Raw genomic sequence first — 22,389 nt, 5'->3', positions numbered from 1 at the left:
CAAATAAACATAAGGTTCATGTCCACTATCGTTATGGGTATAGACAATTCCCTTATGGGATCTTGAAAAAGCCAATCCACTTGCCTCGTTAATCTTTTTATTGGCCAATTGACCAATAGCTTTTGGTCCTGAAAAAACTTCATCCTGATAATGCGGGATAATGGGTAAATTTTTGGATTGCGGGATTTTTTCCGAAACCAAATAAGGAACTGTCGCCAGAACAAAAATCACCTTTATCAAATAGTATTTCATAAAATTCATATTTCACTATCCATACAATATGCTTTCCAATTTTGGGGCTTTAACGTTAAGAAAGTTTAAAATATTCATTTGGCCAATCTTCCGAGAAAAGGATGCAGAGCATCAGGATGCGATGATTCAAATCCATTCAACCCTCTTCTTTCAAGTAATATTCGCTGTTGAAACCGTTATTTGCATTATCAATTCTACCCTAGCCTGAAATCACCTAATTATCAGTTGGATGTTCCCTGTTTTTGATCTGACCCTATTGAACCATACATTACTTCCCAAATAGACTGATTTTCTTGCCTTTACAACCCCATCAACAAGCCTCAAAATGCAAGTGGGTCCGGGGAACTGGAAAAGCTGGATGTATACTTCAACCCGTTTTATGCATTACGAACTCAATTCAATAGTATATTTAACTGATGTTCAATTAGTTGTTTATTCTTTTTGACTTCATCCTATTGGTGTCAGGAATTAGTCTGATAACAGTCTGATTTTCTTGCAGTTTCGATCTCATGTGAAAACCTAATGCATATTTCGGGTTCAATCAAGATCCCAAAAGGATAAAAAAAAAGCGGTCCAAATTGGACCGCTCCTTCAATAAAATTCTAAATCTATTCTGCTTTTTCTTTCTTATTGACAGTCAGAACCAGTTCTTCACCTTCTCCAGGGTAGTCCGCGACGATTACATCCCCTTCGGACAATTCTCCTTTCAGGATTTCTTCGGCCAAGGCATCTTCCAAATATTTCTGGATTGCCCTGTTTAGAGGTCTAGCACCATATTGTTGATCATACCCTTTCTCTGCAATAAAATCCTTGGCTTTGTCTGTCAATTCGATGGAATATCCCAAATCAGTTACCCTATTGAAAAGCTTTTTCAAACTGATGTCGATAATTTGATGAATGTGCTCTTTACTTAGAGAATTAAACACCACCACATCATCCAACCTGTTTAGAAACTCCGGGCTGAAGGCTTTCCTGAGTGCGCTTTGGATAGTGGATTTCATCACTTCGTCCACATTATCCTGTTTTGCTTTGGAAGAGAAACCAATTCCTGCACCAAAATCCTTCAAATCTCTTACCCCAATATTGGAGGTCATGATGATAATGGTATTTCTGAAATCAACTCTTCTTCCCAATCCATCCGTCAGGATCCCATCGTCCAATACCTGTAAAAGAATATTGAATACATCAGGGTGCGCTTTTTCTATCTCATCCAGCAAAATCACTGAATAGGGCTTTCTCCGGACTTTTTCGGTCAACTGTCCGCCTTCTTCGTAACCTACATAGCCTGGAGGTGCTCCAACCAATCTGGATACACTAAACTTCTCCATGTATTCGGACATATCGATTCTAATCAAGGCGTCTTCTTTGTCGAAAAGATACATCGCCAGCATTTTGGCCAACTCTGTCTTACCGACTCCAGTGGGACCCAAGAAGATAAAAGAACCGATTGGTTTTTTAGGGTCTTTCAACCCAACTCTTGTTCTCTGAATAGCTTTTGTCAGCTTCTTGATTGCATTTTCCTGTCCTACTACCCTTCCTTTAAGCTCTTCCGCCATATTCAGCAGTTTAGCACCTTCTTTCTGGGCAATTCTTTTGGCAGGAATACCGGTCACCATTGCGATTACTTCGGCAACATTGTCTTCCTCTACGACATAGCGTTTGGATTTACTCTCCTCTTCCCATCGGGTTTTGGCATTTTCCAATTGCTCAAGAAGTTTTTTCTCTTTGTCTCGAAGCTGGGCGGCTTCTTCGTATTTCTGACTTTTCACCACCCTATTTTTCTCAACTTTAATTTGCTCCACCTCTTCTTCCAACCTCAGTATTTCGTCTGGAACATGGATATTGTTGATGTGCACCCTTGCTCCGGCCTCATCCAAAATATCGATGGCTTTATCCGGGAGGAATCTGTCGGAAATATACCTATCCGATAAAATGACGCATGCTGCGATCGCTTCAGGGGTGTAGATTACATTGTGATGATCCTCATACTTATCCTTGATATTGTGGAGAATCTGAATGGTTTCTTCTGGAGTGGTCGCGTCGACCAAGACCATCTGAAACCTTCTGGCCAAAGCACCGTCCTTCTCAATATATTGTCTGTATTCGTCAAGTGTGGTGGCACCGATACATTGGATTTCTCCTCTGGCCAAAGCCGGTTTGAACATATTGGAAGCATCCAAGGAGCCACTGGCCCCTCCGGCCCCAACGATGGTATGCAATTCGTCAATGAAAAGAATCACGTTCGGAGATTTCTCAAGTTCATTCATGACCGCTTTCATCCTTTCCTCAAATTGCCCACGGTATTTTGTACCTGCGACAAGAGAGGCGAGATCCAAAGTGACCACACGTTTGTTGAACAAGACTCTTGAAACTTTTTTCTGGATGATTCTCAAGGCCAAACCTTCCGCGATTGCGGTTTTACCCACACCGGGTTCACCGATCAAAATCGGATTGTTTTTCTTTCTTCTGGAAAGGATTTGTGCAACCCGCTCGATTTCTTTTTCCCGACCAATGATGGGGTCCAATTTATCGTCTTCGGCCATTTTGGTCAAATCCCTACCGAAATTATCCAAAACCGGAGTCCTGGATTTTTCAGCTCCTGATTTTGAGGATCCCGAAGAACCACTGGAAGAGGAACCAAATAATTTTGATCCGTCCTCGTCCGGATCGTCCGCTTCTGCTTTTGATCTTGGTCCCGTATCTGTTTGAAATTCTAACATTTCTTTGACCGAATCGTAGGTCGTGTCGAATTTGTGTAAAATTTGGGTGGCAATGTTGTCTTCATCCCTCAATATGGAGAGCAAGAGATGCTCAGTTCCTATCAATTGACTTTTGAATATTTTTGCCTCCAAATAGGTGATTTTCAATACTTTCTCTGACTGTCTTGTCAAAGGTATATTGGCAAGGTTTTTTACATTGTGATTGGCTGTGCCTTTAACGGCACGTTCTACCGAATTTCGCAGTTCATCCAATGGGACTCCCAACTTTTTCAATATGGAAACCGCCACACCTTCTCCCTCACGAATCATTCCCAGCAAAAGATGCTCTGTTCCAATGTAATCGTGACCCAATCGTAAAGCTTCTTCACGACTGAGAGAGATCACCTCTTTGACTCTGTTTGAAAATTTTGCTTCCATTTATATCCTCTCTAGATGATTTGAAATCTATATTAATGTTACCGAATTTGTTTTAAAAACACAATCCTTTCGCTCTTTGTTCAATCATTTTTTTGAGACTTGGTTAGAATCTCCTTGGATTCCGGTCCCGCGCAAAACAATAGATCGATTATGCTAAGGTTTGGAACAAATTCTGATCCAAATAATTGGGAATACTGCGTGGGCATAAGAATATTTCTTGCCTCAAAACCCTCCTTGGGATGGATTATTCCACGCATATCGGTGACATTCGGCTGCTCACCGATTATTTCCATGTATTTTACCGAAACTTCCAATTTCAATAATTTTAGACAAACTGTCAGCAACTCAAGATTTAACTCAGACAATTTTGTCAGGTTTTTTGCGAACACATCTTCAATATACGGAAAATAAAACTCATAAAACGGCGCTTTTCCATAAGCGCTTTGAATTCCGCGAAGATGTATGTTCTTCCATTTCTGATTGTAGTCGATCTCTACCTCTGCGAAATTAACTTTTTTATTCCCTCCTATCACTGGCAAACTTATATTTTCAACCTTATTGGCCAACCTGATCTGGGTCCGATTTCTAAAAGTCTGCTTTTGGTATCTTTCCTTAGAATCCAACCAAATCTCTTGGTGGCCTTGGATCGCTACAAAATATTCAATTGGCGGTAGGTACAATAAATCGGTGATGATAGGCATGGGACGTGGTTACAAGAACTAAGGAACTATATTTCAAACTTGGTTTAAAAAAAACAATATCAATTGGAATAATTTGAGTTGGCTATTTGTCTTCATCAAGTTTAATGTCGCAGATTTTAGTAACCATTTAAACCGAGGATTAACAAGTTGGTTTTGAAAGAATTCCCTTAATCTCAACAGAATGGAGATTAAAGGATATCCTCCACATTCCCCAAACCCTGTCTGACGATTTGCATTTCATCTCCTGTACAGTCCAAGATGGTAGAGGCAACATTGTTTCCATACCCTCCATCTATCACGATATCGACCAAGTCGCGGTATTTTTCATAGATCAATTCCGGATCGGTACTGTATTCAATGACATCATCCTCATCCCGGATGGAGGTAGTCAAAATGGGATGTCCCAACTCCTTCACGAGAAGTCTTGGGATGGAATGATCCGGGATTCTAATACCTATGGTTTTCTTTTTACTATCAAGGATTTTGGGAACCTGGTTATTCCCTTCCAGAATAAAGGTGAAGGGGCCTGGCAAGGCCTTTTTCATCATTTTAAACACCGCCGTATTCAATGCTCTGGTATATTCCGAGATATTGCTGAGGTCATAACAAATAAAGGAAAAATTGTGTTTTTTGGGATTGATGCCCTTTATTTGGCAAATACGCTCCACTGCTTTTTGGTTATGGATATCACAGCCCATGCCATAAACCGTGTCTGTGGGATAGATGATGACACCACCATTCCTCAGAACCTCCACAATTTTTTGGATTCTTTTGGGATCTGGGTTTTCAGGATAAATTTTAAGGAATTCTGCAGCCATGATTCAAAAATTTAAAGGTGAAGAAGCTTGGCGCTTCATGGAATGAAATGAATGTTTTGGAGGGAAAACCATTCGATAAAGTTTTTTACAATAGGAATATCTGCGGCGGACCAATCCAACTCCGAAAGCCTTTCTACATCAAGCCAAAGGACTTGATGATGTTCTTTTAAGATCAATTCCCCTCCGGAATAATTGCATAGAAAAGGAATCAACTCAATTTCCTTCTCTTTGGAAAAGCGATGTATATTGACTGGAAAAGCATGAATGACTTGAATTGTAATGTTAAGTTCTTCCAAGATTTCACGCATCAGACAACCTTCGGCAGATTCTCCGCTTTCGATTTTACCCCCTGGGAATTCCCATTTCAAGGGCAATGCCATTTTTTCGCTTCTTTGTGCAACGAGCACCTTTCCCTCTTTCAATATGATGGCACAAGATACAGGTATAATTCGACTCATCACTTTCATCATTTAGTAAGCCTATCAACAAAAATCCCTATTTTTGTGTTGATTCAAATGGATTTCGTCAAAAATTATGCTTGAGGATAAAAAAACAAAAATTTACATCGTCCTTATTATCACCGCTTCGGTATTAATGACCTCCCTTTCCTTCTATTTCTACCAAGCATTTTTCAGTCCCAACACGCTATTAGAGAAAGAGGAACCATATCTGCTGCATATCGCCAGCAATTCAACATTTAAGATGGTCTCGGATAGTCTTTATGAAAAAGAAATCATTCATGATGTCATTACCTTTAGCTTTGCCGCCAAAGTGATGGGCTACCAAGATGATGTCAAGCCTGGTCAATACACCATCACTCCAAGAATGAGCAATATGAATCTGGTCAAGTTGCTGGGTTCAGGCAAACAAACCCCAGTTCGACTTACTTTTAACAATGTCCGAACCAAGGAAGACTTGGCCGAAAAAATCACCAAAAACCTTGAAATGACCCAAGCTGACTTTTTGGCCCTCCTCAAGGATTCCCTCAATATCCGAAAATTCGGTTTTGAAGAAGAAACCATCATGGCCATGTTCATCCCCAATACCTATGAAGTTTGGTGGAACACAAGTCCCGAAAACCTGTTTGACAGAATGTATAAGGAATATGGGGTGTTTTGGACAGAAGAGAGAAAACAACAGGCTTCAGCCATCGGTCTTTCACCCAATCAAGTCTCAACATTGGCTTCCATTGTACAGGCAGAAACCCAGAAATCAGATGAAAGGCCAAAAGTGGCTGGCGTCTACCTGAATCGGCTCCGGATCAACATGGCCTTGCAGGCAGATCCTACACTTGTGTTTGCCGCCGGGGATTTCGAAATCAAACGGGTACTCAATGTCCACAAAGAAATAGACAGCCCTTACAATACCTACAAATACACGGGATTGCCTCCTGGCCCCATCAATCTCCCTGAGATTTCGGCATTGGATGCGGTGCTCAAACCCGAATCGCATGAATATCTTTATTTCTGTGCAAAAGAAGATTTTTCGGGGTACCATTCCTTCGCCACCAATCTGAACGACCACCTCAACAATGCCAGGAGATATCAAAGCGCACTGAACCAAGCAAAAATTTATTGATATGTTCCAAGCCGAAACCACCCTACGGGTAAGATATGCCGAAACGGACCAAATGGGCTATGTGTATTACGGCAATTATGCCATGTATTTTGAAGTAGGCCGGGTCGAGGCACTGAGACAGGCCGGATTTTCATATAAGCAAATGGAAGAGAATGGTGTCATCATGCCGGTTCTGGAAAACCAAACCAAATACCTAAGACCTGGAAAATATGATGAACTGCTCACGATCAAAACCACCATTCCGGAAATGCCCGGAATTCGAATCAAATTCACCTATGAAGTTTATAATGAAGCGGCGGAATTGATTACAGAAGGCAGTACAATCCTTACTTTTTTGAAAAAAGATACCCACAAACCCAGTAGACCTCCACAATTTTTATTAGATTTAATAAGACCTTATTTTGAATAAACCTTTTTCAGTGAAAAAACGGCTCCGGTTATTCTCTATCAAATTCACCCGAAAAGCCAAAACTTTAAGGCATATTCATTTTGGGAACCCGGATCAAAACCTTTACGATGTGGGCTTGATTTTTATGACCCAATTGCGAAAGGATGAAATCTTGGAGCGAGCAGAATCGGTGGCCTTCAGTTTTACCGTGGCCATGTTTCCTCTCCTTCTTTTTTTGCTGAACATCATTCCTTATATAGGATTGTTTTTCCCCAGTGTCACGACCCAAAATATCCTTTTGTTTATCGCGGAGATTCTGCCACAAAGCATCTATCAAGAGGCGGAATCCACCATCATGGATATTGTTTCGCGACCGAGGCAGACCTTGTTGTCATTGGGATTTTTTTTGGCGCTGTTTCTCTCCACCAATGGCGTAATGTCCATGATGAACGCATTCAACTCCGTTTACCGAACCAAAGAAAACCGTACTTTCTGGCAAACCAGGATTATCGCCGTGAGTATTATCCTGGTATTGGTGTTGACCATTTGCGGGGCAGTGTTGATCATGATTTTGGGAGGAAGTTTTCTTTATCGGGTTTCCAATTGGGAATTTGTCTCCAACAACATCTATTTTTACCTTTTGGCATTCTTTCGGTTTTTTGTATTGCTGTCTGTATTTATGGTGGCGACTGCCTATATCTTCCGGTTTGCCCCTGCAGTGCATGAGAAATGGCACTTTTTTTCTCCAGGCTCAGTAACTGCCGGACTTCTGATCACCTTCAGTTTTTATCTCTTTTCCTATTACCTGAACAATTTCGCCACCTACAACAAACTTTATGGTTCCATCGGAGCGATGATCGCCGTGATGTTTTGGCTCTACATCACTTCACTGATCATCCTGATCTGTTTTGAAATCAACGTGAGTCTGGACAAAGCTGCCGCTAAGAAACTGGTAAGTGCTGGCAAAGTGGTATTGAACTAAAGCCCAGCTCAAAAATTTTGAATGACAGTAAGCATATTGTCAAAAAAAAGAGCACAGAAAATCAAGGGATTAGGGACATCGTACAAAAAATAGAAAATCGGAGTTTGCAATTTCAAACTTTCAACCTACATTTGCAATCCGATAAGCAAGCAATTGCGATCGGGAAATAGAAAAGACCAATAGAGGAGTGGCAGAGTGGTCGATCGCGGCGGTCTTGAAAACCGTTGTACCGTGAGGTACCGGGGGTTCGAATCCCTCCTCCTCTGCTGACCGCAACCCTAACTACCTGACAAACAGCGAGTTAGGGTTTTTTCTTTTTAAAGGGGGGCCATTTGGGGGGCTATTTCTCGAAGTTTTTTTCCAAAACATCAAGTTTTTTGATTTATCCCTCATTCAGCATTGCCCAGGATCGCAATAAACAAAATTCACCCTTTTTATTCGCGATCATTACCGCATTAAAGGGACCGGGTTTGGAAACGCAGTGTGAAATCATTGAAAAAATTAACGACCTGTTGAATTTTATTCCACTTTGGCTGATTGCCGAACCTTATCCTAATTCCTAGATAAAACTATAACCCTATTCTGGAAGGGTGATTTCTCGTATCCACCCGTCCAAGTACATATTTTCTGACTCAATCCAATGTGGTAGGTTTGTAAAAAACTTATACCTATGAAACGATATACTGCCCAAGAGATGGAATGTCTGTTAGAGCTGTTTGCGCAAAGCGGGATGAGCCAGCGTGGTTTTTGTGACCAACAAGGCATCAAGTTGCCTACCTTTTCCTATTGGTACAGAAAGCTTGGGAAGTCTACGCCCCCTTCCTGTCCAGGCTTTGTTGAATTGGCCGGTCCTGCACCTTCCTGTTCCGGTCTGGAAGTGGTCTTTCCCAACGGTGTTGTTGTCCGTGGGATCCGGGAATTGTCCCTGGTCAGGCAACTGGTCACTCTTTAGCCGTGTTTTCCCTTAGCTCCTCCCACCGGTATTTTCTTTATGGCCAGGCCGTGGACATGCGAAAAGGCTTCGACGGGCTCAGCGGCCTGGTGCGCAACCAGCTGGCCAGAGATCCCCTTTCCGGAGAAGTATATATCTTCCTGAACCGTCAGCGAAACCTGATCAAGCTGCTCCACTGGGAGAACGGAGGGCTGGTACAGTATTACAAGCGGCTGGAAAAGGGAACCTTCCAGCCCCCGACCGCTTTGAGCCAGGGCGGAACCCTTGCCTGGCCGGATCTTTTACTCATGGTCGAAGGCATCCGGATCGAGCGCTCAAGGCAGTCCCCACGCTACCACCACAAGGCTGTACCGTAATAATTTTTTTGACCCCTGTTCAGCAAACCGACTGCCGATGTGCCCCCCGATGCCGGAATCAGGCTCCACTTTTCGAAACCATAAAAATCGAGATCCAAAGGGTGCTTTTCCACAGGGGATGTGGGAAAATAATGCTTTGAAGCTTCCCCGGGAGGGCTTATTTTCGTCACATGAACAATCCCTTGGAACACCTGAGCAAAGCCGAACTCATCGCCCTGTTGGGTGATAGGGACCAGGAGCTTGTATCAAAGGACCAGGAGCTTGTATCAAGGGACCGGAAGATCGAAAAGCTGGAAGGCCTGCTTGCCAAGTTCCAAAAGATGCTCTTCGGCCAGAAGCGGGAACGTTTCGAGTCTCCGGGCCAACTGTCCCTTCCCTTTGAACCCACTGCCGAACAGGAAGCGCAGCAAAGCGAGGCGCTGGTTGAAAAAGTGGAATACATTCGCCAAAAGGCCAGCAAACCCCATCCTGGCAGAGCCCCGCTGCCAGACCATCTTCCGGTAGAGGAAATCGAGTTGCATCCCGATGGGGACCTGAGGGGGATGACCTGCATCGGCAAGGAAATCACCGAGGAACTGGACTACGTGCCGGGCAAGTATATCATCCGTCGCTATATCCGCTTTAAATATGCCTTCAAAAAACAGGAAGACGGATCCGGAGTCGCCATTGCGGCACTTCCCTTGCGCCTGATCGACAAAGGAATCGCCGAAACCGGACTGCTGGCATCGATCCTGACGGACAAATACGTCGACCACCTGCCGCTGCACAGGCAGCTGCAAAGATTCAAACGGGAAAAGATCCCCATTGCCGCTTCTACCCTGGACGGTTGGGTCAGCAAGAGCCTGGATATGCTGGAAATCCTCTATGACTGGCTGGTCCGGGACACCTCCGGCAAGGGATACCTGCAGGTGGACGAAACCACGATCAAGGTCCTGGACAGCAAGAAAAAGAAGCAGACCCATCTGGGCTACTATTGGGTATACCATAACCCGATGGACCGTACCGTTATGTTCGATTACCAGCAGGGCCGGGGAAAAACCGCTCCGGGAAAGATATTGGACAGATTCAGGGGCTACCTGCAGACTGACGGTTATGCGGTTTATGAGCAGTATGGCAGGAAGGCGGATGTAGCCCATCTGTGCTGTTGGGCACATGCAAGACGGGAGTTTTTCGAGGCAAAGGCCAACGATGAAAACCGGGCCGGCCTGGCACTGGTCTTTATCCAGAAACTGTATGCCGTAGAGGCACACTGCAGGGAAAACGGCTTGGATGCGGCACAGCGAAAGGAGTACCGGCTTGACAATGCCTTCCCGCTGCTGGAAGCCTTTTCCAAATGGCTGTGGGAAAACTATGCAAGGGTGCTGCCAAAAAGCGCCATCGGAAAAGCCATGGCCTACACCATGAACCGATGGGAACAACTCTCCAACTACCTGATGGACGGCATGCTGGAAATCGACAACAACGCCATAGAAAACATGATGCGTCCGGTCGCTCTCGGAAGGAAGAACTACCTGTTTGCGGGATCACACGAAGCCGCCCAGCGGGCAGCCATGATCTATTCCTTCTTTGCGATGTGTAAAAAAGAAGAGGTAAATCCACAGGATTGGCTCAAACATGTCTTTGACCACATCATGGACACCAACCTTACAGAGATCGGAAACCTCCTGCCGGCAAACTACAAGAAAAGTCTCCTAAAGGAACAATCTTAACATACAAGACTGTACTTGGACGGGTGGATACACCAAATTGAGTATTACATATTCCATTCTAGCATAAAAACACTTCATAATCAGTCTTTGTTTTCTGTTTTTGACTTCAGCATATCGGCACTTTGCCTTTTTCTCCAAATAGCCTGATTTTAATGCAGTTTCAAACCCATTGGGAATTCTAATGTATACTTCCATCAAACTTGTATCAAGTCAGCTGCTTTACATTATTTTTCCTTTGTTTTAGAATTCGGGTTTAAGGCCCAAAGCCAGGACTTTGATGATTTGTCTAAATTAAACGTCTACCATGGGATAAATTTCACATTGATAGGTAGACCTTTCTAAAAACACAAAAACATCTTTCTCCCACCCCTTTTTTTATTGCATATTTTTTGGAACCCTACTTTTTTATCGGTCTTTGGGATTTTCCAAAAACCGTTCACCTGAACGACCAACTCAATGACTATCCATCTGCTCCACTCCTCCCCTTTTAAAATCCCATCCCGTTCAAACGCTCAGGCTTATCGATATTAATACTCTAAATGCAACCCAATCCAATGAATTAATTTCAGAGTCGTACCTGTGCCGTTCCCGGTTATAATTATGATCTATGCAAAGATGGGTGGTTCAGTCCACAAGCCAAGGATACGCTTTGCCCTGATAAAAAAATAGGGTTTTCCTAAAGGAAGCCTTCCACGATTTTTCTTTCATGCCCTTGTCTCAAGTGGAGCATTTCACCCCCAAGTGCTCCTGCATAATCAAATTTTAAACCTCTAAACAATACAGTCATGTCACAATTTGAAAAAACCTACATCGGAAAAGGAAGCAAAGTAAAGGGCCTTGACATCATCAGGGTATCCATCGCAAGAGAAACCCTGGAAGGGATCCTGAAAAGCCAATTGGTGGATTTTGAAGGAAACGAATACTTCGTCTTCGAAGTGGCCGCCCTCAAAGAAGCCGACACCTACGGAAAGACCCACACGGCCTACATCAGCAAAAAAGTCCCTGCCCCAAAAAAGAAAATGGCCAGGAAATAGGACGCTGAAAAAAAGAAAAGGCCCTTCGGGGCTTTTTTGTTGGTTTTTTTTAAAATGTGTATTCCTATATCCGTATATTTATATATGTGTATATCCATGTATTCCTTTATATAGATACCTTGCCTGGAATGCTTTGCTCCCATACAAAACCAACTTGATCTATGCTCGGGCAACAGGGACTACAAGGAAATGGAATTGAATTTGACAGAGGCTATTAGAATCGATTTTGTGAGTAAATGGCTGGTATTTCAGGAATTTCATATGCCGGAAAGGAATAGATATTTTCAAATTCTACAATCTAACCTTCATGTGCTATCACGTATCCGAACAACTTAAACTGGAACTCATCCAGGAAAGATTCAGCCGGCAGGCGATCAATCGGGAGCTTTTTGAGCAGGCATTTCACCTGACTGGATTTTCAAAACCCTACTTGCCTGTTATCAGTACCCATGACCCCAAAGTGATCGACATGTATCGATGGAAGCTTATTCCCCATTGGGTGAAAGAGGAGTCGGATTGGAAGGCCAATACCCTAAATGCAAAAGGGGAAGAACTTTTTGAAAAGGGATCCTACAAAAACTATTGGAAGAACAGGTGCTTGCTGATCTGCACCGGCTTTTTTGAACCGCATCATCCCGAGGGTCAGAAGAAATCCCAATCCTATTACATCAAATCCAAAACCTCAGAATTCATCACACTTGGCGGGATTTATTCGGTTTGGAACAATATACCGACATTTTCCATCATTACCGTCCCAGCCTCACCACTGCTCGCTGAAATCCATAATGAAAGAGAACGAATGCCGTTGATTCTTGATGGTGATTCGGCAGAGGGCTGGCTGATGACCGATCTTAAGCAAGAAGAAATGACAGAACTGATGGTCCCCTATCCTCATGACGAAAAGCTGGAAAGTTACCGGGTGATGGATGGGGTCACCAATACAAGGGTAAATACGAATGTTGAGGAGATTTTGAAACTTCTATGATTTTCCCTCCGTTTGCGATAAAGTTTTCCCAATCCCGAAATGGAAATTCCTTTTTGGGAAATCCCAGAAATCTATCGAAACATCATTTGATCAATTTCAGAAGCTTTCATTCCCAGTTTGGCATTGAAAAAAACCTCCTTTACGTTTTTGAGCTGGTCTATCCTTTTGGCAGAAAGTTTATCTCCGATCCGTATTTCTTTTACGCCCTTGGTAATGTCCTTTTTGATATTGTCAGAGGAGGCTGTAAGGATCTCACCCAAGACCCTATAGATACCCTCTTTGGTCAAAGAGTTTTTGGGATCATGGCACAGTTTGTTGATCAGCTCATTGAAGGTGCCGGGTTCACCCAACAAAATATCGATTGCCAGTAATTTCTCTGTTTTATCAAGCCTGTTCTGAAAGGATTCAATAGGTACATAGTCACGTTTTGCCCTCATGTTTTCATAAAAACTTTCGGCACCTTCCTGATCCCAATATCCGAGATTTTCAAATTCCCTAAAATTGTTGATTTTATGGGTTGGGTCTACATAAGTCAGAAAAATTTTGGTTTCACGGATGTTTTTAAGGGTATTCCCTATCAGCATATAAATTATTGTGCCCGTCAATCCAGAAAAAAGAAACGCCAAGGGCAAAATCATCCAAACTTCTAGTTTTAAAAAAGACAGCGCAAACAACAGACTGAACAAGGCAATCATGATCGGATAAACAAGGGAAAGGTAAATGAACCATTTTCTCCTGATGAGAAACCTTGAAAAATCCTCGAAATGGAGTTTATTTTTGGAATAGATGAACCAGCCATATCGGTAGGCAAGAACCCTGTCCTCTTCCGATTTGCCATCAAACAATAACAGGTATTCCCACAATTGGTAAAGCCATAAAGGTCTTTTTGGATTGAATTTTTTCATGATGACATTATTTAAAGCCCGAATCACTTTTGCACCGAATTTTCACAGGATTATCACATTCCGTTTTAAATTCTTTCCCTCGAAACCTTTACATATCTCTGGAAACCTTAAGAAAAAATGAAAATAATTTTAATGTACAGCTTTATTAACCTAATTATAAAGTCAAATAAATATTTGATTAAATTTAAAAAAATTAATAGAATATTGACAATTATGAGTCAAATTTAATTATACGCTATACCTTATATACATATATCTATATATACGGTTAAAAATATTAATTGATAATATTTAAAATATAAGCCCATCTATATGTAAGAAAAACAGCCTCATAAATATTAATTATCCTTAAATTCTTTTGCCCTACCTAAAGGAGCGATGCACTCCTGAGCCAATTAAATGTTTTAATCGGCTCAAAAAATATCTATATTTGAGCCGATTAGCAAAAACAATCGGCTCATGACCTACAACTGGAAACTCAAAGACTGGCCAAATTTCAAATATGATTTGGAAACACTCCAACCCTTGTTCATGGAGTTTGCACTGGATTGGGCTGAATTGAAAGGTATGGAAAAGGGACTCTCCAAGGATTTGGAGGAGGAAACCTTATTGAATATCATGGTGTCAGAAGCTATAAAATCCTCAGCCATTGAAGGTGAGTATTACAGCAGAGAAGATGTGATGTCCTCCATAAAGAACAAACTTGGACTCAGTAAAACGTCCTTAATGGTAAAAGATCGATATGCGGCCGGTATATCTGAATTAATGGTGATTGTCAGAAAAAGCTTTCAAGATCCCCTGAGTTTGGATATGCTCAAAACCTGGCATACAACCTTGTTTGCCTATTCGAAGAACTTGATCGTTGGAGATTGGAGAAGTGGAAACGAACCCATGCAGATAGTTTCCGGACCGTTGGGAAGAGAGCAGGTACACTTTGAAGCGCCTCCCTCAGATCGGGTTCCCAATGAGATGGAAAGATTTGTTGAATGGTACAACCAAGGTAACTTACTGACAAACGATAGCCAAGCTTCAGCCCTATTGAAATCCGCCATTGCGCATTTATATTTTGAATCCATTCACCCATTCGAGGATGGAAATGGAAGGATTGGAAGGGCCATTGCAGAGAAAGCATTGTCCCAGGGTTTAAACAAGCCTATTTTATTAAGCATTTCAAAATTCATCGAGACTGATAAAAACTCCTATTATCAAGCTTTAAAAGATGCTCAAGGCACCTTGGAAATTACCAACTGGATCAAATACTTTATGAAGGTCATCATAGCAGCTCAACTTGATTCCAAAGTATTGGTGGGGTTTCTATTGAAGAAAGCCAAATTCTTTGATCAATATAGAGAATTACTTGAAGCCCGTCACACCAAAGTTTTGGGTAAAATGTTTGATGCCGGCCCTGAAGGTTTCAAAGGCGGTATGAGTGCCAAGAAATATATGTCAATCACTAAACTATCCAAATCCACCGCCACAAGGGATTTACAATACCTTCATCAGCATGGTATCCTCATCCAAAAAGGTGCGGGAAGATCTGTGTGGTATGAATTGAATTTGGAGGGTTAAACCCGAAAATGAAGCTTGTTTTAAAATCTAAGAACGAACCATTTCGAAAACCAGAATCCTTACCTCATCCAACTTTCCCTCAATTAATAATGGCCATCTCCATGATGATCACTGCTAGACGGTTGATTTTTGAAAATAAATTCTAGTGCAACCATTTTTTACATCCAGCTTGACTTTTACATCGGTTTTCCCCAAGCTTTTTGCATTTCTTTTCTTTTTTTTTCCTCGGTTACCGTCACGTATCTCTGGAAACTTTTATAATCAGTATGCCAGGTAATTTTCATGACGGTTTCAGCAGGAATGCCTTTTTCCAAGGATAATGTGGCAAAAGTTTTTCTTCCTGTGTGGGCACTGATGATTTCGTGCTTCGGATATATCTTGGAGTTTTTTACCGCGCCTTTATACCCGATTATTTCAACAGGCTCGTTGATTTCCGATCTTTTGCACAACTCCTTTAAATATAAATTGAACTTTTGGTTGGAAATTATGGGAAGCGGAAAAGCCATTTCTTTGTATTTTTCCAAAATATCGACTACAAATACATTTAGGGGGACTATTAAAACCTCCTTTGTTTTTTTAACTGTCAATTTGATTTCATCCTTTTTTATATGTTCTCTCCTGAGCTGGACAAGGTCCGAATACCGGTAACCCGTGACACAGCTAAAAATGAAGACATCCCTGACCTGATCAAGCCTTTTTTCAGTGGTAAGGTCAATATTTACCAGTAGATCAAATTCATTTTGGGTCAAGGCAATCACTTCCAGTTTATCTTTTTGGATGGCAAAGTCCTTATATCCACCATTTACCTTGATCCCTTGCCTTTTGGCATAACCCAAGAATGTTATTAAAGTACTGAGCTGTTTGTATAGGCCCCTTAAATAATCGGACGTAATTATAGGTAAAATCTGTAAATTTAACGTCGATGAAAAAGAGAGCTTTACTACTCAATTTTTTTTACCAAAACATATCGGGTAATGTGAATCTATGAGATGTTTCCTGTTCAAATTTGAACCCACTCGATGAGGGTAAAAATTTGCAAATTGAAGAAGTAATTGGGCTCAAACCAACAGATTAGGCTAACACTCCAAATTATGCGACATCGGTTCAAAGATCACCTTCGGTCGTTTCCTGCTGAATCAAGGATAAGTGACTGCGAACCCGTTAAACAATAGCAAGAATTAAATTGTCCAATAAATAAGAGCCTAGAACACTATACCATTGGTATCATTGCTGATATGCATATCTCAATATTTATTTTTATCTAGAAATGTCTAGACAAATTACCGAGCTAAAAAACATAAACAACTATTAATTCAACTATTTCATTAAATTTTTAATCTTACCTCTTAGACACCTATTTTTTAATAACATTTCATTATAAATCTCAATTTATAATGAAAGAAAAATCAAGACTAAACTAATACACATCATGAATAAGACTTTTAAGCAACAATTCGGGATTTCCAAGTAAAGTCATAAAAGAAATCTGTTTACTGCTAGACAAGTATTTTTTACTAACTTTATGAAATGAATTCAATCACAACGAAAAATAAAATATTGCCACAACCATACTTTTTATGGAATTAAAATTGGGTTTAAAAAAATTGGATTGAAAAGCACCCTAAAATCTAGCAAGAGAGGGACAAGCAAATCAAGTTATAATCCCGAACTTTGGATACCTACTCCAATCCTTCAATGAATCGTGTTAATTAATAAAAGCTATTAAAATTAAAGGTCAAATTTTACGCAAAATGAAAAGAATTTTTATTGTAGAAGATGAGCCGGATTTGGCAGAAAACCTTGGGGATATTCTTAAAAATTCAGGTCACGAGATCGTAGGAAATGAAGAGGAAGGCGAAAAAGCATACCAACTTATCCTTGAATCCAAACCTGACTTAATATTAATGGATGTAATGTTAAAGGGAGAGATTGATGGAATACAATTGGCCAAAAGCGTGAGTGAGAAATTAGAGGTACCTATCATTTTTATAACCGCACATTCGGATCAAAAATATTTAGAAAGAATTTCAGGTCTCAAATACGATTCTTTTCTTCTAAAACCTTTTACCAAAGAAGTATTGATCACGACCGTGAATCTTACTTTCCTTAAATATCTCAATAAGAAAGTAACAAAAAACATCTTAAACATAAGGGATAAAGGCTTCCTTGTACCAATTGATGAGGACAACATAATCATGTTGAAGGCAGATGGACTTTATACGAGAATTTACACTATAGCAAGACAATATGTTATAAGGGATATTTTAAAAGACGTGATAGGAAAACTATCAGAAAAAAAGTTTATCCGTATTCATAAATCCTACTTAATAAACTTGGATTACGTCACTGGTTTTAATGCAAAAGAAGTAACTATTGCAAGCTTTACAGCACCTATAAGAAGAGGATTCTTCAAGGAGTTGGGGGTATTGTTGGTTGAACGTTTAAACAATTAACTTTCGTTTTGGTCAATATGAATAAATTAATCAAGTCGATGAAGGCAATTTTTCGGTATTAATCTGATTTTACTACACCTTAAGAGTTATATAAATTTATTATTTTGAATTTGAAAACTACTTTATTGAATTTTTCTGCACATTTAACTTGGTGGAAGAAAATGATTTAAATCCAATGTCAATCTGACATCTAAAAACATTATAGCCTACAATTTCTTTTAAATCTTCACCAAAATGAAGAATCAAATTAAAATCAGGAGCCAAAAACCATCCTAAATGTGGATTAAAATTTCGATATACAAAATAAGATGGAGAAGGGATAATATTGAACCAAAGTTTTAAAAATATAAATAACGATCTTTTAAGATGAAAGGGCTTTGTGACCAAAAATATTGGGTTTTTGTAAAGAGCAAAATTCATTTTATAAAAAATTACCTCTTTTTCAGTATTATAAGGCTAAGAAATAATTTTTATAAATACCTTTTTTACCCCAATAGTAATCGTAACTTCAGCTTGAATTTCAGCTTGTGAAGGATGTCCTAGTTTAAGGGATTGACCACTCATTATTAACAAAGAATCGGGATAGGGATTCGCTAACCGTACACCTTTAAGTAATCGGCGCAAAGCAGTATTGCTTAATTATTGTTCAAATAATATCTCAGTATTGGGCGTATGGCCACCACCCAGAACCAAAATATGACATACTCCATCTGCTATTTTATTTTGAACCGCATGAAATTTAAATGCTAGATTTTTGATTAGTTAGTAAGACATAAAGTTGAAAAAAAACAAATACAAACATAAAGAAAGTACAAAAAATCCAGAAAAATCGGATATCAAAAAAAAGAAATCAAGATCCAATAAATCCATATCGCTAGACTCAATAGGATATTGGTAGTAAGGCTGCGAAGGGTTATCATATTATTAGTTTGAATTGTCTAAAATTGTAAATCGGGAATAATTACTTACAAATTCCGGGATTATTTGTTTTATTTTCCTTATAAGTTTATCTTCACTGGAATCATTCAATAAACCAAGATGAAGCTCCTCAATAACGGTACTAACAATTAAAAAATCAGGAGGAAAAGATTGCACAATATGGATCTTCGGATGATGGGTAAGCTTGAATTTCTCACTTACACCCACCAATTCTTCAAATAATTTTTCTCCCGACCGAAGACCTGTAACCTCAATATGTATATCTTTATTCGGGATTTTACCTGTTAGACTTATCATTTTTTCTGCCAAATCATAAATTTTAACAGAATCTCCCATATCAAAGACGTAAATTTCCCCACCGTTCCCCATAGAACCTGCTTCCATAACAAGCTTGCATGCCTCCGGAATAGTCATAAAATAGCGTTCAATATCTTTGTGCGTAACCGTCACTGGCCCACCTGATTCAATTTGCTTCATAAACAAGGGAATCACAGAACCATTGGACCCAAGCACATTTCCAAAACGGGTGGTAATAAATTGAGTTGGAGAAGGTGTAAAAGGAGAATAAAACCTGGATTGGATATACAATTCGGCCATCCTCTTGCTGGCCCCCATTACATTGGTAGGGTTCACTGCTTTGTCTGTACTAATAAGGATAAACTTCTCTATTCCATTGGCTACTGCGGCATCAGCAACATTCCTGGTTCCTATTATATTGGTTTCAATTGCCAATTTGGGAAAGGATTCCATCAAAGGTACGTGTTTATAGGCCGCTGCATGAAAAACAAGATTCGGTTTGTATTTAGAAAATATGTGATTTATTGACTTGCTATTTCTGATATCTACCAGGACAGGCTCCACAAAAAAAGACAGGTTCTTTCTAACCAATTCTTGGGTGATATCATAAAGTGCAGATTCTGCTATATCCAACATTACAAGCTTGGCAATTGGATAATTGGAGATCTGCCTACATAGCTCACTCCCTATAGACCCACCCGCTCCTGTTACCAACACCACTTTCCCTTCAAAACATTCAGAAAGATGATGTTGATCCAATTCAATAATATCCCTCCCCAGAAGCTCCTCCAATTTAATGTTTCGTAAATCCCTCAACTCAAGCTTATTACTTTCATAAGTCTCCAAAGTAGGTAGAAAACGCACCTTCACATGAAACGTATAACACAGGTCAAACAATTCTTTTTTCCTTCGATTGGATATTTCCTTAGCGGCGACTATCAACTCTGAAATATTCTTTTCTATAAATATTTTCTGAAGAAGGTCATCCCCAGAAAGGATCGGAATCCCATAAAGTAGTTTATTGGTTTTCCCTTTGTCATCATCAAAAAAACCACAAACATGAAATTCGGAATTCAATTCTCGATTTAACATTTGATAAACAAGCATTCCTCCTTGTCCACCCCCAAAAATCACGATATTACTCGATTGGTTTTTAACCCGCTGAATCCTGAAAAAAAACTCTTTTATGACCAATCGATACAAAACAAGAAAAACAAAAGACCCTACATGTGACAAAAAAATGAAAGATTTTGGGAGATTAAAACCAAAATCCAAAATAAAATCCAATAAATATAGAACAAGGAATAAAAGCAAAGAGACCGAGAAAATAAAACCAAAATTAATGAACTCATAGATGTCAGAAAACCTAACGATGCCTCTGTGGGTCCTTTTCCAAACCATCGCTAAGCTTAAAAAACCCAACATGATGACAGACCATAAGATGCCTTCATCATAACTCATATAAGGAGGTGCCACACTTTCCAAAAGCAAATAAATAAAAACCATGCAACTGAGCATCAATAAAAAATCAATGAAAAACACCAAGTAGACAGGTAGGAAAGGAATCTTAACAATCCATTTTGAGAGCAATATTTTAATTTTTAGGTTGATCATAATTTTTTTTGATATTGAAAAAAAACCCATTGCCAAACCGCCCAAGCTTACCGAACAATGAATTTCCCATAATAAAACTACCTTCTTCTAAGCCTCCATTCACAAAGGAATATTCCCTAATAAATGCTTCAAGGGTTTTGGATTCAAATGAATTATCTCTTGATCCCTTCCCAAGAAATAATGCAAGCTTAATGTAAAACCCAGAATTATTCACAGCTTCAAAAAAAGTTGAGAAAATCCCGTTTCAATAATGATATATTGTTTATTCACCTCAATGCTCATTCCCTCAACAGATTCCAAATACTGTCCCATTTGGAAATATGTGGTGATTCTCTAATCGGTCAATATAAAAGGAACCTGTAGGAAAATAAGAAAACCTGGCATGCCAATACCGTACGCACGAAGTCCAATTCTTTTTCGAATGAAAATATTCAGGTTGTTTTTCTATCCCATACCGATTGTTGAAAAATAAAACAGCGAAACCTTGCATAAAAAACTTAAAATAAAGGGGGACTAATGACATTGATTTTTTCATGGTGTAGAATTTTATTAAAATAAAGGTCCCGTTACAGTAACTTTAGACTACTGCTCTTTGATGATGACAATTAATGACCGCTAGTTTACTTGCCTTCTTCCGTTCTTTTATTTTATGCTTTGAGTTTATAATTTTAGTTAGTTCATGAAAATTCGCTACAACATTGATCAAGCCATTATTTTCATATCTTCCTATCTCGACACATTCGAAATAAGACTTCCTCCATGCAGACACATGCTCTATTGGCTCAATGCTAAAGCTCCCTTTATGTACTTTATTTCCTCTTTTCACCACCAAAGAGTGGTCAAATTTAAAAGTTAATTTTTTAGCGATAAATGCATATTGGGAATCCAATATATTCTGATAAGTATTCACACCGTTCTTTCAATTAAATGATACAAAAACATTGTTCCAAACAGCTGAATCACTGATTCATCCTCTTTCTTTATGCTATTCTTCGAATAATCAACCTCATCCCATTCTTTGGAAAGACCCACTGGAGTCAGAGCGATCTGCAAATCATTGTCCTTAACCTTTTCCTCAGACATGTGTGAAAAATAAAGCCTTCCTCCTGGTTTCAATCCACCAGTTTCAGAAAATTTCAACTGAGAAAAATAATTTTGAAATTCAATTTTTTTAGGAAATTCTTCTGCTCTTTTCATCAGGATTCCAGAAGGCATAATTGTTCCATTGAGCTCTCCCGAACTCCATTCCATTTTGATTGATTGAATGATTTCCTCATTGGAAATTTTAAAAGCCAATTGAGTAAAGACCCTTAACAAGTAGAAATTTTTCCAAATATTATTCTTATCAATTACTGCTTCATCTCCGTTCAAAACCAACTGCTTGGCTACCTTTAAGAAAATAATTTCACTATAGATTTCTTTAAATTCAGCTGGGCTTTTCCACGTTATTTGAGTAAAGGGATCCAATTCTTCCAATCCTGGAAATCCATTCAGTGGATTTTCAATATTAATATTGCCCAAGGCTGCAGATTCGGATGAACCTAGCGCTATAAAAAACGTGCATGATAGCAGAATTTTATTTAATTTCATAGACAGGAGATTAAACTGATTTGTTAAATCAAATTTGGAAATTAAAAACCAATAATGAACAGAGAAAACTTTTATTGGAGAATGAAAGGAATTAAACTGTATACCAAGTGTTATTTTTTACATTAAAGTA

General features: G+C 39.6%; 18 protein-coding genes, 1 tRNA gene and 2 pseudogenes. 11 read left to right on the top strand and 10 right to left on the bottom strand.

Annotated elements, in window-relative coordinates; all coding sequences use genetic code 11:
- The 5 genes and pseudogenes from Q7J63_RS20830 to Q7J63_RS20810 all read right to left on the bottom strand — a co-directional run.
- A pseudogene (locus Q7J63_RS20830) lies at nucleotides 1-252 on the bottom strand (hypothetical protein); the annotation flags it as partial.
- 608 nt (nucleotides 253-860) lie between these two features.
- Nucleotides 861-3,389, bottom strand: coding sequence for an ATP-dependent Clp protease ATP-binding subunit (locus Q7J63_RS20825; protein WP_019599683.1), 2,529 nt, complete (start codon nucleotides 3,387-3,389; stop codon nucleotides 861-863).
- An 80-nt stretch (nucleotides 3,390-3,469) separates the two neighbouring features.
- Complete coding sequence (locus Q7J63_RS20820; protein WP_019599684.1) at nucleotides 3,470-4,090, bottom strand: WbqC family protein; 621 nt, start codon at nucleotides 4,088-4,090, stop codon at nucleotides 3,470-3,472.
- Nucleotides 4,091-4,278: 188 nt separating this feature from the next.
- Nucleotides 4,279-4,908 (bottom strand): L-threonylcarbamoyladenylate synthase, encoded by a 630-nt coding sequence (locus tag Q7J63_RS20815; protein ID WP_019599685.1) that lies wholly within the window; start codon nucleotides 4,906-4,908, stop codon nucleotides 4,279-4,281.
- Nucleotides 4,909-4,943: 35 nt separating this feature from the next.
- Complete coding sequence (locus Q7J63_RS20810; protein ID WP_139189897.1) at nucleotides 4,944-5,366, bottom strand: (deoxy)nucleoside triphosphate pyrophosphohydrolase; 423 nt, start codon at nucleotides 5,364-5,366, stop codon at nucleotides 4,944-4,946.
- Nucleotides 5,367-5,442: 76 nt separating this feature from the next.
- On the opposite strand from Q7J63_RS20810, the gene mltG reads away from it, so the two are divergent.
- The 9 genes from mltG to Q7J63_RS20765 all read left to right on the top strand — a co-directional run bounded on the left by mltG (nucleotide 5,443) and on the right by Q7J63_RS20765 (nucleotide 12,892).
- Nucleotides 5,443-6,486, top strand: coding sequence for an endolytic transglycosylase MltG (gene mltG / locus Q7J63_RS20805; RefSeq protein WP_304888963.1), 1,044 nt, complete (start codon nucleotides 5,443-5,445; stop codon nucleotides 6,484-6,486).
- Between the two features lies 1 nt (nucleotide 6,487).
- Nucleotides 6,488-6,895 (top strand): thioesterase family protein, encoded by a 408-nt coding sequence (locus Q7J63_RS20800; RefSeq protein WP_019599688.1) that lies wholly within the window; start codon nucleotides 6,488-6,490, stop codon nucleotides 6,893-6,895.
- A gap of 10 nt (nucleotides 6,896-6,905) precedes the next feature.
- Nucleotides 6,906-7,856: a YihY/virulence factor BrkB family protein gene (locus Q7J63_RS20795; protein ID WP_033405490.1), complete on the top strand. Its 951-nt coding sequence runs from the start codon at nucleotides 6,906-6,908 to the stop codon at nucleotides 7,854-7,856.
- Between the two features lie 181 nt (nucleotides 7,857-8,037).
- Nucleotides 8,038-8,122 (top strand) — tRNA-Ser (locus tag Q7J63_RS20790).
- Between the two features lie 404 nt (nucleotides 8,123-8,526).
- Nucleotides 8,527-8,808, top strand: a complete 282-nt coding sequence (locus tag Q7J63_RS20785; RefSeq protein WP_304888960.1) for a hypothetical protein — start codon at nucleotides 8,527-8,529, stop codon at nucleotides 8,806-8,808.
- 2 nt (nucleotides 8,809-8,810) lie between these two features.
- Complete coding sequence (gene tnpB / locus Q7J63_RS20780; protein ID WP_304888958.1) at nucleotides 8,811-9,164, top strand: IS66 family insertion sequence element accessory protein TnpB; 354 nt, start codon at nucleotides 8,811-8,813, stop codon at nucleotides 9,162-9,164.
- Between the two features lie 170 nt (nucleotides 9,165-9,334).
- A complete protein-coding gene (locus tag Q7J63_RS20775) occupies nucleotides 9,335-10,873 on the top strand; it encodes an IS66 family transposase (protein WP_304888956.1) in 1,539 nt (512 codons plus the stop codon).
- 785 nt (nucleotides 10,874-11,658) lie between these two features.
- Nucleotides 11,659-11,907, top strand: coding sequence for a hypothetical protein (locus tag Q7J63_RS20770; RefSeq protein ID WP_304888954.1), 249 nt, complete (start codon nucleotides 11,659-11,661; stop codon nucleotides 11,905-11,907).
- 307 nt (nucleotides 11,908-12,214) lie between these two features.
- Nucleotides 12,215-12,892, top strand: coding sequence for an SOS response-associated peptidase (locus Q7J63_RS20765; RefSeq protein WP_304888952.1), 678 nt, complete (start codon nucleotides 12,215-12,217; stop codon nucleotides 12,890-12,892).
- Nucleotides 12,893-12,963: 71 nt separating this feature from the next.
- Here Q7J63_RS20765 and Q7J63_RS20760 read toward each other — a convergent pair whose 3' ends face one another.
- Nucleotides 12,964-13,797 carry a hypothetical protein gene (locus tag Q7J63_RS20760; RefSeq protein WP_304888950.1) on the bottom strand — a complete coding sequence of 278 codons (834 nt, stop codon included), beginning with the start codon at nucleotides 13,795-13,797 and terminating at the stop codon, nucleotides 12,964-12,966.
- Between the two features lie 459 nt (nucleotides 13,798-14,256).
- Here Q7J63_RS20760 and Q7J63_RS20755 point away from each other — a divergent pair, with 459 nt between their 5' ends.
- On the top strand, nucleotides 14,257-15,366 hold the full coding sequence (locus Q7J63_RS20755) for a Fic family protein (RefSeq protein ID WP_304888948.1): 1,110 nt from the start codon (nucleotides 14,257-14,259) through the stop codon (nucleotides 15,364-15,366).
- Between the two features lie 176 nt (nucleotides 15,367-15,542).
- Here the strand turns inward: Q7J63_RS20755 and Q7J63_RS20750 are convergent, their stop codons facing one another.
- On the bottom strand, nucleotides 15,543-16,202 hold the full coding sequence (locus Q7J63_RS20750) for a site-specific integrase (RefSeq protein ID WP_304888946.1): 660 nt from the start codon (nucleotides 16,200-16,202) through the stop codon (nucleotides 15,543-15,545).
- Between the two features lie 915 nt (nucleotides 16,203-17,117).
- Between Q7J63_RS20750 and Q7J63_RS20745 the strand changes: the two genes are divergently transcribed.
- Nucleotides 17,118-17,819, top strand: coding sequence for a LytTR family DNA-binding domain-containing protein (locus Q7J63_RS20745; RefSeq protein ID WP_304888944.1), 702 nt, complete (start codon nucleotides 17,118-17,120; stop codon nucleotides 17,817-17,819).
- 924 nt (nucleotides 17,820-18,743) lie between these two features.
- Here the strand turns inward: Q7J63_RS20745 and Q7J63_RS20740 are convergent.
- The 3 genes and pseudogenes from Q7J63_RS20740 to Q7J63_RS20735 form a co-directional block, all read right to left on the bottom strand.
- A complete protein-coding gene (locus Q7J63_RS20740; RefSeq protein WP_304888943.1) occupies nucleotides 18,744-19,901 on the bottom strand; it encodes a UDP-N-acetylglucosamine 4,6-dehydratase family protein in 1,158 nt (385 codons plus the stop codon).
- 18 nt (nucleotides 19,902-19,919) lie between these two features.
- Nucleotides 19,920-20,456 (bottom strand): annotated as a pseudogene (locus tag Q7J63_RS20910) (nucleoside-diphosphate sugar epimerase/dehydratase); the annotation flags it as partial.
- 1,119 nt (nucleotides 20,457-21,575) lie between these two features.
- On the bottom strand, nucleotides 21,576-22,259 hold the full coding sequence (locus tag Q7J63_RS20735) for a hypothetical protein (RefSeq protein ID WP_304888941.1): 684 nt from the start codon (nucleotides 22,257-22,259) through the stop codon (nucleotides 21,576-21,578).
- Between the last annotated feature and the right edge of the window lie 130 nt (nucleotides 22,260-22,389).

Origin of the sequence: Rhodonellum sp., from assembly GCF_030656585.1 — a bacterium.
Lineage (GTDB): Bacteria > Bacteroidota > Bacteroidia > Cytophagales > Cyclobacteriaceae > Rhodonellum > Rhodonellum psychrophilum.
Note: the sequence above shows the minus strand (reverse complement) of the source record. Positions and strands in the feature narration are given on the sequence as shown.